The 18,973-nt window shown below is 59.1% G+C and carries 15 protein-coding genes; 7 read left to right on the forward strand and 8 right to left on the reverse strand.

Annotated elements, in window-relative coordinates:
* The first annotated feature begins 180 nt into the window (after window positions 1-180).
* Complete coding sequence (gene zapE / locus J4721_RS15900) at window positions 181-1,251, forward strand: cell division protein ZapE (protein WP_102875038.1); 1,071 nt, start codon at window positions 181-183, stop codon at window positions 1,249-1,251.
* Between the two features lie 127 nt (window positions 1,252-1,378).
* On the opposite strand, the gene J4721_RS15905 is transcribed toward zapE, so the two are convergent.
* The 4 genes from J4721_RS15905 to J4721_RS15920 form a co-directional block, all read right to left on the reverse strand.
* A complete protein-coding gene (locus J4721_RS15905) occupies window positions 1,379-2,647 on the reverse strand; it encodes a folylpolyglutamate synthase/dihydrofolate synthase family protein (protein WP_014873253.1) in 1,269 nt (422 codons plus the stop codon).
* A gap of 95 nt (window positions 2,648-2,742) precedes the next feature.
* Window positions 2,743-3,687, reverse strand: a complete 945-nt coding sequence (gene accD / locus J4721_RS15910) for an acetyl-CoA carboxylase, carboxyltransferase subunit beta (RefSeq protein WP_061048342.1) — start codon at window positions 3,685-3,687, stop codon at window positions 2,743-2,745.
* Window positions 3,688-3,749: 62 nt separating this feature from the next.
* Window positions 3,750-4,670, reverse strand: coding sequence for a CPBP family intramembrane glutamic endopeptidase (locus J4721_RS15915; RefSeq protein WP_102875040.1), 921 nt, complete (start codon window positions 4,668-4,670; stop codon window positions 3,750-3,752).
* The gene (locus tag J4721_RS15920) at window positions 4,660-7,788 is read right to left on the reverse strand and encodes an ABC transporter transmembrane domain-containing protein (protein ID WP_247656165.1); all 3,129 of its coding nucleotides are present in this window, start codon (window positions 7,786-7,788) and stop codon (window positions 4,660-4,662) included. Before J4721_RS15920 ends, J4721_RS15915 begins: the two co-directional genes overlap by 11 nt.
* Before the next feature lie 395 nt (window positions 7,789-8,183).
* Between J4721_RS15920 and J4721_RS15925 the strand changes: the two genes are divergently transcribed.
* From J4721_RS15925 to J4721_RS15935, 3 genes are all read left to right on the forward strand, one after another.
* Window positions 8,184-8,780 carry a hypothetical protein gene (locus J4721_RS15925; RefSeq protein ID WP_247656166.1) on the forward strand — a complete coding sequence of 199 codons (597 nt, stop codon included), beginning with the start codon at window positions 8,184-8,186 and terminating at the stop codon, window positions 8,778-8,780.
* 181 nt (window positions 8,781-8,961) lie between these two features.
* Window positions 8,962-9,723 (forward strand): DUF6478 family protein, encoded by a 762-nt coding sequence (locus J4721_RS15930; RefSeq protein ID WP_014873248.1) that lies wholly within the window; start codon window positions 8,962-8,964, stop codon window positions 9,721-9,723.
* Window positions 9,724-9,744: 21 nt separating this feature from the next.
* Window positions 9,745-10,122, forward strand: coding sequence for a hypothetical protein (locus J4721_RS15935; protein WP_211003113.1), 378 nt, complete (start codon window positions 9,745-9,747; stop codon window positions 10,120-10,122).
* A 61-nt stretch (window positions 10,123-10,183) separates the two neighbouring features.
* On the opposite strand, the gene J4721_RS15940 is transcribed toward J4721_RS15935, so the two are convergent.
* The gene (locus J4721_RS15940; protein ID WP_102857743.1) at window positions 10,184-11,116 is read right to left on the reverse strand and encodes an ABC transporter ATP-binding protein; all 933 of its coding nucleotides are present in this window, start codon (window positions 11,114-11,116) and stop codon (window positions 10,184-10,186) included.
* Window positions 11,117-11,187: 71 nt separating this feature from the next.
* Here J4721_RS15940 and J4721_RS15945 point away from each other — a divergent pair, with 71 nt between their 5' ends.
* The 3 genes from J4721_RS15945 (at window position 11,188) to polA (ending at window position 16,685) form a co-directional block, all read left to right on the forward strand.
* Entirely contained in the window at window positions 11,188-11,370 is a 183-nt protein-coding gene (locus J4721_RS15945; RefSeq protein WP_014873245.1) for a zinc-finger domain-containing protein, read from the forward strand.
* Between the two features lie 208 nt (window positions 11,371-11,578).
* On the forward strand, window positions 11,579-13,633 hold the full coding sequence (locus J4721_RS15950) for an EAL domain-containing protein (RefSeq protein WP_014873244.1): 2,055 nt from the start codon (window positions 11,579-11,581) through the stop codon (window positions 13,631-13,633).
* A gap of 238 nt (window positions 13,634-13,871) precedes the next feature.
* On the forward strand, window positions 13,872-16,685 hold the full coding sequence (gene polA / locus J4721_RS15955) for a DNA polymerase I (RefSeq protein WP_211003115.1): 2,814 nt from the start codon (window positions 13,872-13,874) through the stop codon (window positions 16,683-16,685).
* Between the two features lie 206 nt (window positions 16,686-16,891).
* On the opposite strand, the gene J4721_RS15960 is transcribed toward polA, so the two are convergent.
* The 3 genes from J4721_RS15960 to J4721_RS15970 form a co-directional block, all read right to left on the reverse strand.
* Window positions 16,892-17,149: a DUF2798 domain-containing protein gene (locus J4721_RS15960; RefSeq protein ID WP_102875391.1), complete on the reverse strand. Its 258-nt coding sequence runs from the start codon at window positions 17,147-17,149 to the stop codon at window positions 16,892-16,894.
* Window positions 17,150-17,298: 149 nt separating this feature from the next.
* Window positions 17,299-18,051, reverse strand: a complete 753-nt coding sequence (locus J4721_RS15965; RefSeq protein WP_014873242.1) for a hydroxypyruvate isomerase family protein — start codon at window positions 18,049-18,051, stop codon at window positions 17,299-17,301.
* A 276-nt stretch (window positions 18,052-18,327) separates the two neighbouring features.
* On the reverse strand, window positions 18,328-18,945 hold the full coding sequence (locus J4721_RS15970) for a DUF1285 domain-containing protein (protein WP_211003117.1): 618 nt from the start codon (window positions 18,943-18,945) through the stop codon (window positions 18,328-18,330).
* Window positions 18,946-18,973 lie beyond the last annotated feature (28 nt).

An 18,973-nucleotide genomic window follows, 5' to 3' on the forward strand; every position in this document is an offset into this window, starting at 1 on the left:
GAAAAACCAAATTCGGTCAAATCAGGATTTTTGCGAGAATAGGTAAGAATAATTGATGTATGAAACGCTCCGCATCCCGCATCGGTCACCGCATCCATCGCATCACCTGCCAGGCAGGCGCGTAGAGACCTGTCGGGACATCTCTTCCCATCCGCAGCCCTCCGCGCTATCCCTTGCGGCATGACCCATCTGACCGCGCTCTATCAGCAGAAAATCGACGCAGGCCTGTTGAAGCCTGATCCTGCACAGGAAGCCGTGCTCCCCCATTTTGATCGCATAGCCGAAGGTCTGAAAGCCCCCCCTGTTAAGCGGGGCCTGTTTCGCAAAGCCACCTATGAGACGGTGAAAGGACTGTATCTTTGGGGCGGTGTCGGGCGTGGCAAATCGATGCTGATGGATCTGTTTGTTGACAGTCTCGACGGTATCCCGTCGCGCCGCGTGCATTTCCATGCCTTCATGCAGGAAATGCACGGCAAGATGCACGAGGCACGCCAGCAAGGTATCGAGGATGCCCTCGCACCGGTGGCGGCTGAGGTGGCCGGATCGGTCCGGCTCTTGGCGTTTGACGAAATGCAGATCACCGATATCACCGATGCGATGATTGTTGGGCGGTTGTTTGAGGCCTTGTTTACCGCAGGTGTCACGGTGATCACGACATCAAACCGGATACCGGACGACCTCTACAAGAACGGGCTGAACCGGCAGCTGTTCCTGCCGTTCATTGATCTCATAAAGCAGCAGATGCAGGTCCATGAGATGGTCAGCCCGGTCGATTATCGCCAGGATCGTCTGACTGGGGCGCAGGTCTATTTCTCACCGGTAAATGCCGAGGCAAACGCCAAGATTCGGGAGATCTGGGAGGATCTCTCCGGCGGCCCCGCCCTTCCCCTGACGCTGGAGGTCAAGGGGCGCGAGGTTACTCTACCTGCCTTTCGCAACGGTGTCGCCCGGGCCGGGTTTTATGATCTGTGCGGTAAGATGTTGGGGCCGGGCGACTATCTGGCCATTGCGGAGGTTGTCAAAGTTCTGGTTCTTGAGGACATACCCCGCCTGTCGCGCAACAACTTCAACGAGGCCAAGCGGTTCGTGACGCTGATTGATGCGCTGTATGAGGCAGGGGTGCGCCTGATTTGTTCCGCTGCGGCAGAGCCGGAAATGCTCTATGTCGAAGGGGAAGGCACGTTTGAATTCGAACGCACCGCCTCACGTCTGCGGGAGATGCAGGACAAGGACTGGGGTCAGCAGACCTGAACCAACCTATGGGAACTGGATGCGTTTCCGGGGGCGCTGCCCCCTCGAAAGCAAGGCTTTCTCACCCCCGGAGTATTTTGGGAAAGGTGACAGGCGGGGTACGCAGCAGGCATCCTGGATTTCAGTGTCACCCATTGTCGCGCAGAATATGACCGGCCAGATAGAGCGAGCCGCAGATCAGCACCCGTGCGTGCGGATCCTTGGCGATGATTGCCTGCAGCCCCGCGATTGTGCTCTCTGCCGTTCCTGCTGCAATGCCCACGGACTTGGCGGCGGCTTCGGTCTCTTCAGCGCTGAGCGTATTCACCTCGTCCGGGATTGAAATCGCCGTGAGGCTTTCAACATGTGGCGCCAGCGGGGCCATGTAGCCGCTCACGTCCTTGGTGTTCAACATCCCGCAAATGAGATGCGTGGGCCTTGCGGGCAACCCCGCGAGCACCTTCGCCAGCGCAAGGCCTGCCGCCGCGTTATGACCACCATCCAGCCATAGCTCAGCCTCAGGGGCCACATCCACCAATGGGCCGGTTTTCAGCTTTTGCATCCGGGCCGGCCATTCGGCGTTGGTCATTGCTGCCGCGCAAGCCGCCTCATCAGCGCCCATATGGCGCAGAACAGCCAGAGCGGCACCCGCGTTCTGGATCTGATGCGCGCCCAGCAAGGCAGGCAGCGGGAGATCCAAGAGGCCGGCCTCATCCTGAAACACCAGCCGTCCGCGTTCCTCCCAGACGTGCCAGTGCTGACCATAAGCGATCAACGGCGCACCGAGGCGAGCCGCGGTGGCCTCAATCACCTCCATCGCCTCATCAGGCTGCGGGCCAACCACAACCGGTATGCCGCGTTTGATGATGCCCGCCTTCTCCGCAGCGATCTTGGCCAGCGTATTGCCCAAGAACTGTTCGTGATCGATGGAAATAGGGGTAATCACCGACACCTCCGGCGTGATGACGTTGGTCGCATCCAGACGCCCACCAAGGCCGACCTCCAGCAGAGTGTAATCCGCAGGCATGCGCGAAAACGCCAGGAGACCCGCCACCGTTGTGATTTCGAAATAGGTGATATTTTCGCCGCCATTCTTGGCATAGCACTCATCCAGCACCTCACTCAGATGCTGCTCCGAAATCAGTTCCCCCGCCAGCCGGATGCGTTCGTGGAACCGCGCCAGATGCGGCGAGGTATAGGCGTGAACGCTCTTGCCGCCGCCCTCAAGCCCTGCCCGGATCATCGCCTGGGTCGAGCCCTTGCCGTTGGTGCCGGCCAGGTGAATCACCGGCGGCAGCTTGTCCTGTGGATTGTCCAGGGCCGCCAGCAACCGCCAAACGCGGTCCAGCGTCAGATCAATGATCTTGGGGTGCAGCGCCATCATGCGGGCAAGGATCGCGTCGGAGGTCTGGGTCATTGTGCGGCTCACTGATGTAGGCGACTTTTCGAGGGCAATATGCAAACGGCCCGCGCGCAGGACGAGCGGGCCGTGATATCAAAATTCTAGCAGGATCAGCTCCCTGACGTCGGTGCGTCTGCGGCACCGTTGGCATCATTCGCGGCCTGCTCACTCTTATCTGGTGCAGGCAAGTCGCCAACAATCTGCGGTGGCAGACCCAGGAGCATCCGGGTGATCTTGATCAACTCTTCCCGCATTTCGGTGCGCGGTGTCACGCGATCCAACATGCCGTGATCCAGCAGGTATTCGGCGCGCTGGAACCCTTCGGGCAGTTTTTCGCGAATGGTCTGTTCGATCACGCGTGGACCGGCAAAACAGATCAATGCATTGGGCTCAGAGATATGCACATCCCCAAGCATCGCATAAGAGGCGGTCACACCACCGGTGGTCGGATGGGTCAGCACCACAATGTAAGGCAGACCTGCTTCTTTCAGCATCTGCACAGCAACCGTGGTCCGGGGCATCTGCATCAGCGACAGGATGCCCTCCTGCATACGCGCGCCACCAGCGGCGGAAAACAGCACCAGAGGTCGCTTCAGTTTCACGGCCTCTTCGGCAGCGGCAATGATCGCGTTGCCAACATACATGCCCATGGATCCCGCCATAAAGGAGAAGTCCTGCGCAGCGGCTACGATCGGGGTCCGACCAATTTCACCGGCGGCCACCAGCATCGCCTCTTTCTCGGAGGTCGTCTTCTGCGCTGCTTTCATCCGGTCGGGATAGCGTTTCTGATCCCGGAACTTCAGCGGATCCGCCAGTGGCTCAGGCACGGCAACCTCGGTGAAGATGCCACCATCAAACAGCGCCAGAAAACGGTCGCGGGGGGTGATGTGCATGTGATGGCCGCAATTGTTGCAGACATTCAGATTGTCGCTCAGCTCGCGGTGAAACAGCATGGTGCCGCATTCATCGCATTTGCGCCAAAGGTTCTCGGGAACTTCGCGGCGCGAGAAGATCGAATTGATCCGCGGCCGGACGTAGTTGGTGATCCAGTTCATAAGTCGTGCCTTTGTAGGGGCGGTTTGGACCTTCAAATAAGGCCCCGCGCGTCTAAATGCAATCAGCGCCGGATGGCAAGCCGCGCAACCAGCCAGCAAAGCCCCACAACTGCGAAGTCGAGCCACAGCATCTGCCGCAATACGACAGGATCAGACAGTTCAAAGGGCACCAGAAAGAGGGCCAGCCCAGACAAGCTGGTCGGGGAGCCAAACAGCAGGATCGCAATGATGTTATTGACGAAATGCACGGCCATTGCCGGACCCAGCGTGCCCGCACGCGCGGTGAGGTCCGCCATCATCAGACCAAATCCACCAGCCCAAAGCGCAATGAGAGGTGCATTTGAACCGGCATCCCCCGGCGCATAGTGACCAACCGCAAAAATCGCAGATGGCACCAAAAGCCAGATCAGCGGGTGTAACCCCCGCGCGGCAAGTGTCTGCTGAAGGTAGCCGCGAAACAGGATCTCCTCCGCACTGATCTGTATGAAGATCGCAATCAACGCCAGCGGCAGCAGGCGAAGCCACTGGTGCAGCGCGAGATTCGGCACCAGATCCGATATCACGCCACCGTCCAGACCACCCGGCAGGATTAGCCAGAGCAGCGCCAGCCCGACCATCAGGACGGCAAGACGCAGACCGGTGCGACCAAACTGTTGCAGCGCCAACGGCATGGGGCCAATCACGCTGCTCAAACTGCGCCGGTGCAGCAGCGGCAGTACACAGGCGACAGCAGCTGTCACACAGAGAAAGCTGCCCAGAAGAACCAACATCGCGACCGGCGATCCACCAGCGGGCAGATCGCGGACCCAAGCGCCCGGAAAGGCTGCGATCAGCATCTGAACGGTGACATTCGTCAAAGCATAGCTGAGCACGCCAATGAGAAGCAAACCCAGCAACAGACGCCAGAGTTGCGGCGCAGACCGCGCCGGATCGACCAGCAACGCATGGGCCGCATAAGCTGTTGTCGCGGGCTTAGTGGACATTGCCGGGACGCTCCTCCGCAACGATAGCGGCGGCTGAGACCGCTGGTGTGTCACCGTCGGCGACATTCTGATCCGCTGCCCGTGCGACCCCTGCCACCTGTACCAAGTGCCGCGACACTGTCTCAAGCAACTGCACAGCAACACCGGCATCAGCCTCGATCACGGCGCGGTACTCTTCGGCACCAATCCTGAGGAAACGGCAATCCTCAACCGCGATCAGATCCAGCTGTCGCGTCTCGTGCAGGATCACGGCCAGATCCCCGATCAGCCGCCCCGGTTCAATCTGTGATATCGGCGCGGTCTCCGGAGCGCGGTCCGGCCAGAACAAATCCGCCTTGCCGGACAGGCAGAGGAATACCGCGTCACCGGCTTCTCCATATTGGAAGACATAATCGCCCTTGGCCACGTCATGCCAGCGTGCAGAGAAGGCCAGCAGACGCTGATTTCGTGCATCCAGTTTCGAGAACAGCTCTGTGCTCTGGATCAGTTCCAGCCGTTTGCCCAGGTCGTTTCGCGCGGCACTCTCCATTGGGTCGGTCAGATTGCCCTCAACGCCATCAATTCGGCCATTCTGGATTTTCACAAAAATATCATAACGTTCCGGGTGGTTGAACTGGTCTTCCAGAAACAGCATCGTGGCATTTGGCATCAGCTTGGACAGCCGCTCGCGGGATTTTAGCCTGCTGGCGCTGTCATGGCTGGCCAAGGCGCGGTCCAGAATCAGGATATCGGGCCGCTTGATCGCCGCCCGGGTAAAGGCCGCGCGCTCCTGAAACACAGGTTCCAATGCAGTCCCGCCCAGACCGGCGGGCAAATCATAAAGGATCAGCGCCAGACGCTTGCGCAGCCCGTGTTCTTCCAACACTTCCGCGACCAGATCCTCGACCTGTTTGGCCTTGGCACCCGCACTGAGCGACAGACGTCCGTAGAGCACGTTTTCCAACACGGTTAGCCGTGGCAGGTATGCGTCAGGTGTAATCGAGACGAAGAGATCGCCCAATTGCGCCTGCAGAGCCGGTGCCACATCACGCCGCATATCCAGGATGCGCTGCTTGAACCGCTCCGGAAATGCCGTACCGATTTGCTCCTCAGAGATCAGAAACGGCACTGAGGCCAGCAGCACCCGTTCATCCTCGCGCAGCCCGGTCACCCCCAGCGTGGCCTGTCGGTCAGCAACCTCAGCGATACGCTGATACAGCGCCTCGTCCAGCCCAAGCCGTTTGAACAACGGATGGTTTGTGTCCTCCCGACCAAAGGTCTGCCGCAAGGTTTCCATCACCCCAAGCCCGAAGGTTATCACGTCTTGCTGCAGGCCATGATCCCGCAAAGCACTGATGATCGGTCCGTCTTCCGCGATCAACTCGTCGGGCGCGAGAGGGCGGGTGGGCGCCGCAAAAAGGATATTGCCGCCCAGCGGAACCGCCGGATTGAACACCTCTGGATCAAAACGATGCACCACATCGGCCAGACCCGCATGCGCCAGCCGCTCCGCAACAAGAGGGCGCAAGGCAATGATCTGCTGCACAAGGCCGAGATGCGGACCAATCTGAAACCGGGTGTGCAGGGTGCGCCGAAACAGCTGCTCGTCGATACCCATCGCCTCGACCAGCTGAAACCACCAGTCACGCAGCTCGTTTTCGGATCCAAGCCCCGCCAGCGCCGGGTTGATCCAGTCCGCAGCCAGTGGATCCGGGCTGTTGCCGGCGCGGCAGGCTTCGGTCATCACACGGCTCTTGCCACGGGTCTCGCTGCCTGCAGGCATATGGGGATGATCGCGCAGTGACATCAGCACATTGTCGCCAAGTGAGCCATTGAACAGATAGGGCCGCGAATAGGCATAGCCGACGCGCGCCGCAATCAGCCCCTGATGCAGTTGGTCCAACCGATACCCTGCAATCGTCACCGACCCGCGAAATGGCACGACCTCCCGCGTCAGCAGTGCTGCAAAAGCCGCGCGTTCCGCCTCGCTGCTGCTCTGGATTGCAACACGCCCCCCCGCCGGGATGGTCAGAGACAGATCCTCCAGCACCATATTTCCGTCGGCATCTTTCACCGACACATTGCGCAGTTCGATGGCGCCGCGCAGATGCGGGATATCAGTTGGTGTGCCCTCGATCAGTTCCTCTGGGATCATGCCCTTGGGCGCGAAACGATCGGTCATGATCGACCAGCGCAAGCTCATGTCCTGCACCTGATTGTAGTAGGTCAGCAGCTCCCGCCACGGGGCTGACAAATCCTTGTAAGCGGCCAGAGCGGCCACCAATGCGCCCACCGTGATATCGCCACGGATCGCCAACACTCCCCCGGCTGAGTAAAACACAAAGGGCGTCAGATGCCCGATCATGTTGTTGAGGAACTTCATGAAATACTTTTTGGTGTAGATCCGCCGCCGAATATCGAACAACCGTCCCAAACGTGCCGAAATCTGTGCCAACCGATACCGGCGGCCACCATTGATCCGCAGATCACCGATCCCCGCTGCGGTCTCCCCAATCTCCGCGGAGAAAGCCCGCACCTCTTGGATACGATCCTTGTTCAGCAGGTTGATCTGACGTTGCAGCATCGGGATCAGCCAGGCCTGCAGCGGGATCAGCGCCACCGAGGCCAGCCCGAACCACACGCTTTGCATGAAGAGAAACGCGACAATCGTCAGCATCTGCCCGGCCTGAAACACCGGCTGCGCCACGGCGTCGCCCATCAGGCCGCCCATCGGTTCAGATTCCGAGGTGATCATAGAGACCAGCTCACCCTGACTGGTGGTCCGGAAGTATGGCGCCGGAAAGCGCATCATCCGGTTGATCAGCGTGTACCGCAGGCGCCGCAGAAGACGTTCGGCGACAATGCCCTTCATGGTATTGAGGCGCATCTTCAGAAGGCCACTAATCAGAACAGCCGCTAAAAACCCTACACAAAGCAGCAGCAGATAGTCGACCTGCCCGATCTGCTGCCCCAGAACCTCAACCTGATCCATCGGCGCGCCGATGGCGTCGTTGATAATCCGCTTGGGCAATTCCAACGCCGCATAGAGGAAGGGGAACGTGACCATGGTCAACGCCAACAGACCTATCTGCTGGCGCCGCGAATAGGTCCAGATGAATGAAAACAGGGTGGATTGCATCCCCTGCTCCTTTTGCGTGTCGGAAGATCTCAGCAAGAAATCGCCTGCTGGCTGTGCAGCGGTCAGACCGTAATCATTGCCCCCTGACATTACAAGGCAACACCCGGTCGACTTTTGTGTGATGTGCTTGCTCCAACACGCTCCTCGGACTATGCCAAGGTTGAGCAAGACAACGACCGGCAGAGACCACTGTGACCATCGTAAGCAACGGAAACAACGTACCTATTCAGGATGGAGAGCAGGCTGCGCAACAAGCGCAATACGGGTGCAGCACTATCCTGGCGGGCAGATACTGGTGTGGCTTTTCTACCGCCTTTGCACAGTGGTTTTGCGGTGGCGCACAGCGGATATCGTCAACGATCAGGCAATGTGGTCTGCCCCGGCTGGCCCTAATGATGGTGGCCCCTCTCGCGCTGGCGGGATGCACTGCGGGAACCAGCCCGTCGCGGATCACAGATACATCTGGCCCGCAACCCGGCGATATCACCCGCATGAGCTTTGCCAGCGACACCATTCATCTGGTTCCGCCAACCGGATTTTGCATTGATCCCCGCATGACCGGCCACAGGGCCGAAGGTGGCTTTGCCATCGTGGTCCCCTGCTCCAGCCTGCGCCCCGGCCCCTCGAACCGCAACCGCGCCTTGATTACGGTCGCTGTTGGCCCCGCCGGACCGGCGGATGAGGCACTGACGAGCGCGGATCTGCTGAAAAACGCGCCCGGCGCGCGACTGCTGACGGAACGGAGCGATATGATGCTGCCATTGGTCAAACTGAACATGCCGGATCACCGCGCCCGAGGCGCCAGTCCGATCCATTGGCGCGGCGCCTTCGTGCTGAACGATCAACTGGTGGCGGTTGCGCTCTATGCCCCCGGCGGCAGCCGCAACCTCGGCGGGCGCGGCGCGCGACTGCTAAATGAGCTGACCGCGAAAACGCTTGAAGCCTCCGTGACCGCAGATCTGCCCCCCAGCACCGATGCCGCCGCGCAATAGCGACCGATGCCCCGGCTGCAAACAGGTCGACGCACCCACCAATACCATCGACCGGCAAGATTACCGGCCCGGAGGTTTGTCAGCGCCGATCGCTTTGGCTAGGGTCAGAAAAACAATGCGCACGTCGCCACATTCCGCATCGCGCCGACAATGACAGTGCGCAGGACAGGATATTGAGCCTATGGGCAGGACGATTGAAAAACTGCTATTCAAACGCGTGCTGAAACGATGGCGACGGCTTGCACAACAGGCTCCCAAGGCGCCGCTCAGCCGCCTGAGGGAACAGCGCAATCGCGCCAGAACACTGCGTTTGCATCTGGATCGACTGGTTCATGTCGCCGAAAGCCGACTGGCGCTGCCGCAAATCGGGTCCAACGCCTTTCCGCGCCCCCATGGGACCGACTGGGGTTGGCGCCCGGAACTCTGGCGCGGCCCATTGCCCGTTCCCGGTGCCTCCGCGATTCCCAGCAAGACCCGGCTCGGCGATGAGGTTCAGCTCTTTCACGACTGTGCCGTCTCAGAAATCACCCTACGCCAGCTGCGCAACAATCGTGAGGAAGACCTCGCCCCCTATGGCGTCCGTCTGGACGTGTTTCGCTTTGACGGTTCCTTCCTGTCGCTGGTTATCGAGCTGCCGCAAGAGGTGACCAACGGGCTAAGCCGTGATCATCTGCTGCGGGTGGATTGCACGGTGGAAACCGAAAACCCGATAGAAATCTTTGCCCGGCTCAACATCAAGCATGGTCCGAACACCGAACAATTGGTGCGTGAAATGCCCATGGGCGACAAGCGGACCCACGTCGAATATGACCTCGCCTATGCTGAGCTGAACGAAAAACGCGTCGAGCGGCTGTGGCTGGAACTGATTTTTGAAGCCCCGGAAATGAACCAGGTGACCCTGCGCGATCTCACCCTGTCCCGCAGCCGTCGCGCCAGTCTCTAACCCGCATTCGAAAGGCCCGATATGAGCCAGCTGACATTGACCAAAATTCGTTTTCGCGACGGCCTGTGGGAGGGACGGATCGCAGGCCCCGGAGCGTCAGGCTCCATGCCCGTGATCGAGGTGCGCCACTTGGACCGCCCGGTGCCAGATGTCACCCTCGAAGAAAGTGAAACCGCTGACGAGTGGTCCCTTACCATTCCAATCCCAACCGAAGCGATTGCCGATGGTGTCCAGAGTTTTGTGATCTATGATCTGACGGCCGATACAAAAATCGGTGATTTCACTCTCATCTGCGGTGAGCTGACCGGCGATGATCTGCGAGTCGAGGTAGAACTGTTGCGCGCCGAACTCGATATGCTGAAACGTGCCTTCCGCCGTCATTGCGTCGAAACACAATAACGGCCTCCGAGAGGATATTCAGGCTCTAATAAGGGCGAAGTTCTGACACGCCACCGCGCCATCAGCTCCGCGATTTTGTCAGCGCCAAAAACACATCTTCCAGATCGGCTTCCTCGGTCTTGACGTCCCGGATCGAAATCCCGGCCTCACGTACCGCCGACAAAACCTCTTCTGCGCGGGTCCGATTGCCGTGGTAGCGCAGGATCACCGCGCCATCACCGCGCAACTCCGATGCGATCCCATCGCCCACTGGCAATGCCGTCACAGGATGCGCCGGATGAACAACCATGGCCTTTGCATCCAGCCGTCCCAGCAGATTTGCAGTAGTGTCACGCGCCACCAGCTCACCCTGATTGATGATGGCAATTTCATCACACATTTCCTCGGCCTCTTCGAGGTAATGTGTGGTCAGAATAATGGTCATGCCTTGCGCGTTCAGCTTGCGGATATTCTCCCACAACATCTGGCGCAATTCGATATCCACACCTGCCGTTGGTTCATCCAGTACGAGGATATTGGGGTGATGGACCAGCGCCTTGCCCAACAGCAACCGCCGCTGCATCCCGCCCGACAGGGTCCGGGCGTAGGCATGCGCCTTATCCTCCAACCCAACCATGCGCAGAATATCATCGCTGCGGCGTTCGGTTTTCGGCACCCCGTACAATCCGGCCTGCACCTCCAGCGCGCCACGCGGGCTGAAAAACGGATCCAGGTTCAACTCCTGCGGCATCACCCCGATGGAGGCACGGGACTGGCGCGGGTTTTCATCCTGATCGAAGCCCCAGATCGTGACCTTTCCCGCTGTTTTCAGTACCAGCCCGGCCAGAATATTGATCATGGTGGATTTACCGGCACCGTTGGGGCCGAGAAGACCAAAGACCGATCCACGCGGAATGCTCAGATCCACACCTTTCAGCGCATCTTTGGCAGGTTGCCCCCTGCGGCCCTTGTAGGTTTTCTGCAAACCTTCGATACGGATTGCGTCCTCAGTCATTGCGGCCCTTGCCCCCGGTTTTCCCTTGGCTCATAAAAGCCACTAACTGATAACCAAGAGGACCGCCAGAGATGACCATCGAAGCGCCGGAAACCAAGATCGTGGACAGCTACCGCGTCGCCTGCGACGGCAGCGAAGGTGCGCTAGGACATCCACGGGTCTACCTGCAAATTCCCGAGGCCGAAGGCTTCGTCGAATGCCCCTATTGCGACTGCAAATTCGTCCATAAGGATGCTGTGGGCAAGCAAGCGTAACGGCCTGCCATATCTCCAGTCTAACAAAACGCCGCCAGCTTGGGCGGCGTTTTTCGTATGTGCGTATACTCCCGCCCGCTGTCAGAAACAGAAGTCGATTGTAACGAATTTGAAGCATCAAGACTGCAACGATCAGGGCATGGTAGCTGTTTCTTTACGATGATGGTGCACAGAATAAAGAGTGTATCTGCCAGTACCGGAGATTGAGATGTACAGCGTCGTTCAGTGCATTACGCAAGAACACAGCCTGGGCCTTGTGGCCGTGGCTGCGCTTGTCTGCGTCATCGGTTCCTGTCTGTCGGTACTGATGACCCAGCGCCTCGGCCGGACGGCTGGCACGCGCAAACTTGTCCAGCTTGCCCTCACCAGCCTGATCAGCGGCGGCACCGTCTGGACGACACATTTCATCGCCATGCTCGCCTTCGACCCCGGCTATGCTCATGGGTATGATCCTCTGCTGACTGGCGTGTCACTTGCTGCAGCGGTCGTGGGGATGCTCATGACAAACGGCGTCTACGCATTTGCCCACTCGACCAACTATCGGGTTGCGGCCAGCGGCGCGATGTTCGGTCTGAGCGTTTCTACCATGCACTATCTCGGAATGAGTGGGTATTTGCTGCCTGGAGAAATCGTCTGGCAAACCACCCCGTTGATTTCATCGATTTTGCTCGGCGCTGTGCTGGGGGTGGCGACCTACGAATATCTGACACGCTATGTGACCGGGCGGCACTGGATTGTCGCAGTTGTTCTGATGACACTGACAATCTGCACCATGCACTTCACCGGAATGTCAGCCATCACAGTGCAACTCAGCCCACTCTACTCTGTCCCACCAGAAGTAATTTCTGACGCGACACTCGGCCTGTTCGTACTTGGAACGATGGCAATCATCCTGATGATCGGTTTTGCGGCGCTGAGCATTGAAACCAACATGGAGAGCGAGGCGCGCAATCAGCTGCAACATGCCGCGTTGCATGATCCGCTGACCGGCCTGCCCAACCGGATGGCCCTGACGCGCAAAATGGCAAGCCTAACCGAATTGCTGGAACGCGACGAGACAGAGCGCGTGGCCGTGCTGACCCTGGACCTCAACCTTTTCAAAGAGATCAATGACCTATACGGTCATTCTGCCGGCGACTCCGTTCTGACGACGGTGGCAAACCGACTCAATTCCGTGCTGGAGAAAGATGAATTTATCGCTCGCGTTGGAGGTGATGAATTTGTTGCTCTGAAACAGGGTTTCCGCCGGGTCGATCAGGTACTGGCCTTTGCCGAACGCCTGCATGCGCTCACCGTGGAACCCGTGGATTTCGACAATACATCCGCCATCATCGGCGTCGCGATCGGCGTTGCCACCAGCCTTGAGGACGGTCGGGATATCCGCGACCTGCTACACAAATCGGACGTGGCCATGTATCGCGCCAAGGCGGATGCCGACCGGCATATCTACCTGTTCAACGCACAGATGGAGAAACACAACCGCGCGCGTCTGGAACTGGTCAGCGATCTTCGGCAGGCCTGTATCGCTGGCGATCAGTTTGAACTGGCGTATCAGCTACAGAACGACCTCAGTTCCCTTGCACCCGTTGGCTTTGAGGTCCTGCTGCGCTGGAATCACCCCACAAAAGGCCGCGTTTCTCCGGACACCTTCATCCCGATTGCTGAAGAGACAGGGTTGATCCGTGAGATCGGCCTCTGGGTTCTGCGCACGGCCTGTCAGGAAGCCAGCAGTTGGCCGGGGGATTTCAACATCGCCGTCAATGTCGCCCCGCAACAGTTGATGCAACCGTCCTTTGCCGAACATGTCTCGGACATCCTGCTGGAAACCGGCCTGCCGGCCGAACGGCTCGAACTGGAAATCACAGAGGCCAGTATCATCGATGATCAGGTCCATACGCTGAAGGTCATGCAGCAGCTCAAGACCATGGGTCTGCGCATTGCCATGGATGACTTTGGCACCGGCTATTCCTCGCTCGCGATGCTGCAAACATTCCCCTTCGACAAGATCAAGATTGATCAGAGCTTCGTTCAGAATGTGCACATCGACGCACAGCGGGCTGCAATCGTACGCTCGACCCTGCTGCTCGGCGCGGCATTGAACATTCCCGTCCTGGCCGAAGGTGTCGAAGTCGAGGACGAACTACAGTTCCTGCGCATGGAAAATTGTTCTTCGGTGCAGGGGTTCTATTTCGGCAAGCCAATGACCCGCGACGAAATGCGCGAAGTCGTGCAAGCAAATCAGCCGAAAAAGAAAACCGCTTAATCCCCTGACCTGAGGTTGATTGCTACTGCACCCGATCCAGCACCGCTTTGCGTGCTGGTCTGGTACTGAGCATCGCGGCATCGGACATGGCCGCGGGGTCGTCATCAACATCACTAGTATATACAGCAAAATGTGCCGCAGGCCCTTGGCGCCGCCACGCCGGAATGCGAAACGGCAATTGCTCTCGCTCGCGCGATCACCGATAACGGGGACAACGCGAAACACCGGAGCATCAGCCATGAAAACCACCCCCTTTGGCACCGGCTGCCACCTGCATCTGATCGACGGGTCGGCCTTCATCTTTCGCGCCTATCACGCGTTGCCGCCCCTCACCCGGAAATCTGATGGGCTGCCCATCGGTGCTGTGGCGGGTTTCTGCAACATGCTGCACCGCTATGTTGAAGGCAACACAGGCCCGGACGCGCCAACCCATGTTGCAGTGATCTTCGACAAGGGATCGCACACATTCCGCAATGATCTTTATGATCAATACAAGGCCAACCGCGAAGCCATGCCCGAGGATCTGCGCCCGCAGATCCCCCTGACCCGCACCGCCACTGAAGCGTTCAATATTGCCTGCAAGGAACAGGAAGGATTCGAGGCCGACGATATTATCGCCACGCTTGCGTGTCAGGCCCGCGATGCAGGCGGCCGGGTGACGATTATTTCCTCTGACAAGGATCTGATGCAGCTGGTCGGCGGTGGTGTTGAAATGCTGGACGCGATGAAGAATAAACGCATCGACACCGATGGTGTCTTTGAGAAATTCGGTGTCGGCCCGGACCGTGTGGTGGATGTCCAGGCGCTTGCTGGCGACTCGGTCGACAATGTGCCCGGCGCACCGGGGATCGGGATCAAGACAGCAGCACTGTTGATCAACGAATACGGTTCGCTGGAGGACCTGTTGAACCGCGCCGAAGAGATCAAACAGCCCAAGCGCCGCCAGACTCTGATCGAGAACCGCGCGCAGATCGAACTGTCAAAGCAGCTCGTCCAGCTGGACAACAATATGGAGCTGGACTTCACACTGGATGATCTGGGCGTACGCGACCCAGATGCAGACCAGTTGCTCAGCTTTCTGGCTGAGATGGAGTTTCGCACTCTGTCCAAGCGTGTCGCCGATCAATTGGGCAAAGAGGCGCCAGCCATTGTCGACGCCCCCGCGCAGAGCACCGACACCGCCGAGGCTGCGACTGTGGCGGATATGCCCTTCGACAGCAGCAGCTATGAATGCGTCCGTGACGCCGAGGCGCTGAAAAAATGGGTGATCCAGATTCGCGAACGCGGCTGGGTGGCGGTGGACACGGAAACCACTGGTTTTGACGAGATGGTGGTGGATCTTGTGGGCATCTCGCTCTGCGTGGAACCGGGCAGCGCCTGCTACATCCCGCTCACCCATAAATCCGGCAGCAGTGATGATCTTTTTGGTTCTGACGATCTGGCGGACGGGCAGATGCCCCTGCAGGACGCACTCGATCTGCTAAAGCCCGTGCTTGAGGACAACAGCATCCTCAAGATTGGCCAAAATATGAAATATGACGCCAAGATTTTTGCCCGCCGGGGCATTGATGTGGCGCCAATTGATGACACGATGCTGATGTCCTATGCCATGCACGCAGGTCAGCACGGGCACGGCATGGACACACTGTCAGAGCGATATCTGAACCACACGCCAATCCCGATCAAACCCCTGCTGGGGACGGGCAAATCGGCGATCACCTTTGACCGTGTACCTATTGACGATGCCGTGGCCTATGCCGCTGAGGACGCCGATATCACCCTGCGTTTGTGGCAGCTGTTCAAGCCGCAGCTGCACCAGTCAGGCGTCACCACGGTCTACGAGACGCTGGAGCGTCCGCTGGTGCCAGTGCTTGCCCGGATGGAGCGCGAGGGTATCAAGGTTGATCGCGATACGCTGTCGCGTATGTCCAACGCTTTTGCCCAGAAAATGGCTGGGCTGGAGGCCGAGATTCATGAACTGGCCGGCCAAAACTTCAACGTGGGGTCCCCCAAACAGCTGGGCGAGATTCTGTTTGATAGGCTCGGCATGGAGGGTGGCAAGAAGGGCAAGACCGGCGCCTATGCCACCGGGGCGGATATTCTTGAGGACCTCGCGACCGAACACGCCTTGCCGGGTCTGGTGTTGGACTGGCGCCAGTTGAGCAAGCTTAAATCGACCTATACCGATGCGCTTCAGGATCATATCAACGCTGAAACCGGGCGCGTTCACACCTCCTATGTGCAGACCGGGGCTAACACTGGGCGCCTCGCCTCAACCGATCCCAACCTGCAAAATATCCCCATCCGCTCCGAGGAAGGGCGCCGCATCCGCGAGGCCTTTGTTCCGGAGGAGGGCAATGTGCTTCTGGCGCTGGACTACAGCCAGATCGAACTGCGTATTCTTGCCCATGTTGCGGGAATTGACACTCTCAAACAGGCCTTTGCCGAGGGGCAGGATATTCACGCCCTCACCGCGTCAGAGATGTTCAACGTCCCGCTGGAGGAGATGACATCGGACATCCGCCGACAGGCCAAAGCGATCAATTTTGGCGTGATTTATGGTATTTCCGGCTTTGGTCTGGCCCGTAACCTGCGCATCCCGCGGGCCGAGGCGCAGGGCTTCATCGACCGCTATTTTGAACGCTTCCCCGGCATTCGCCGTTACATGGATGAGACCGTCGCCTTCGCCAAAGAGCACGGCCATGTGCAAACCCTGTTCGGGCGCAAGATCCACACGCCGGAGATTTCCGCCAAGGGACCGCGCGCCGGGTTTGCCAAACGCGCCGCGATCAATGCGCCGATCCAGGGTACCGCAGCCGATGTGATCCGCCGCGCGATGATTCGGATGCCTGCTGCCATTGCTCATCTGCCTGCACGGATGCTGCTGCAGGTTCACGACGAACTGCTATTCGAGGTACCGGAAGCCGCGGTTGAGGACACCATCGAAACCGCCCGTCAGGTGATGGAAACCGCGGCAGACCCGGCCGTTCATCTGGACGTGAAACTGGTGGTGGATGCAGGCAGGGGCCAGAACTGGGCGGAGGCTCACTAAAGATCTGCTCCAAAACCGACAAGGCTTGCTGCCCCCCCTTTGGCCGGGGCGGCACCACGGTGATACGCGCCTGATCGGGCAATGCCAGCCATCGACCTGAGGCGCAGCGCGCCATGCCACCGGCATGGCGCCCGGCCCAACGGGAAGACCGGCATCTTTGATGCTGGGGTGACGGGCGGGAGAACCGCGCCCCTTGGCCTGCGCTCTTAGTTTTTTGCGCTGTGTGGCCCTGTTTCCGCAGGCGGTTTTACCATCCAGGCCACCAATCGGCGGACCGCAGGCGCCACCACAAGCACAACTGCAAAGGCCACAGGCCAGCCGAAACTCCAGGCTGACATCCATAGCCCCGGCGCCGCAGCGCTCAGGCCAACCGCCTTCAGCGTGGCAACTCCCGTCACAATGCAGGACATGACACCCGACAAAATCAGACCAAACAGGACAGGGGCGAATCGCGCAGGGAACATGATGGTCTCCGGTCGTGGATCAATTGCCGCGTTATGCCCTGCGATCAATCACATTTCAATTCTCGAATATGTCATGACGCAGCAGTCGGACCTTTGGCCGCAGTCACCTCATGCCTGACAGTGGTTGGCATGACCCGATGCGACCTCTGTCAGCCCATCCAGGCCAGACTGTCTTCTGTCCGTTTGGTACTCGGGGTGTATTCGGCACTGACCCAGCCTTCATAACCGCTCTCGTCAATCGCCGCGAAGAGCTGCTCGAAATCCACCGGTCCGGTTCCCGGCTCGCAGCGCCCAGGAGCAGCCCCGATCTGAACGTGGGCTGCGCGGTCGCCAAAGGCCTCCCAGACCTTGATCGCATCCCCATGGATAAGCTGCGCGTGATAGGCATCATATTGCAGACCAACATTTTTGCGGTCCACGGCCTCCAGCACCTCAACCGCGAGATTATAGTCGTCTAGAAAATACCCCGGCTGATCACCGCTGTTCAGCGGTTCGATGGTGAATTGCTGTCCGGGCGCATAGTCGGCGGCCCATTGCAGATTGCGGATCAACGTGTCTTTGGCCACATCTCCTTTGGCGTAACCAGCCATAATGTGGATCATGCCCGGCCGCAGCACCTCCGCGTAGCGCAGCACCCGCCGGATATCACGTTGAAACCGGTCCGACCCCATCGGCAGCGCTGCATAGCCCGGCATCCCGCCGGTGTAGTTGGGAGGCGGTGCGTTGATCAGCAGCAGCTCAAGCCCATTGGCCAGCAAGGCCCTCTGAGTTTCTTTCGCAGCCAACTCATAGGGAAACAGGATTTCCACCGCCTCAAACCCGGCCCGCGCGGCCGCAGAAAAACGATCCAGATAGGGCAGTTCCGCAAACAGCAATGAAATATTGGCCGCAAATTTCGGCATTGGAAAACCTCCTTTGGAGCCACCCCCGATTGGCGGCCAAACAGACATGTGCCGGACGATGCCACCTCAATGGTCCAGCCCAGCCCCCGCCAGGTTCACCATTGATCCGTCCAGGATCACACCGCCTCAATCTGCCTCAGATCTCCACCGATTTTGAGCGGGTTTTCACAAGAATTTTCGCTAATTTTACAATATACTCAATTGGGTCAGCGACTTCCCGCCCCATCGCAACGCGACCGGCAGCCCTCTGCCGACGCATTAAGATTTCGGTCCGGTTCAGTCGTCCGGCAGTTCATCCGATGGGATGATTCCAAAGAACTCGCCGCCCGACCACAGGCCAAACCATCCGTCCCGGTGACACCCCAGATCCACCAGCCGGTAAAAGCTCTTGCGATCAATCAACGCCTCCAGACCGGCGCGTACCATCACATAGGGGGCTGGCTCACCGGTCTCTTCGTCCCGCACGACGCGGATTTTATGCGCGGGCCCGGCCTCAACCCTATCGCCGACATGGGTTTCAAACCGCAGCACCTGCGCCTCATCAGTGCCGCCCACTTCGAAATCAACCGCGACGAAGGGGGCATCCTCCACCGTGATGCCAACCTTTTCGACGGGTGTGACAAGAAAATACTTGCCGTCTTCCAGCTTCAGAATGGAGGAAAACAGCTTCACCAATTCAAACCGCCCGATTGGGGTGCCGAGGTAGAACCATGTGCCATCGCGGGCAATCCGCATGTCCAGATCGCCGCAAAACGGCGGATTCCACAGATGCACAGGTGGCAGCCCACCTTTGCTCGCCGTTTTGGCCGCAGCCGCCAGACCCTCCGCGCTGGGGGGTTCTGATCCGGTTTCGGGGGTGTTGCTGCCGGAAGTCACGGGATTTTGTCCGCTCATTGCTTTTGCCATTTTCTGTCAACGCGAT

The sequence above is a fragment of the Phaeobacter sp. HS011 genome, from assembly GCF_018101215.1.
Lineage (GTDB): Bacteria > Pseudomonadota > Alphaproteobacteria > Rhodobacterales > Rhodobacteraceae > Phaeobacter > Phaeobacter inhibens.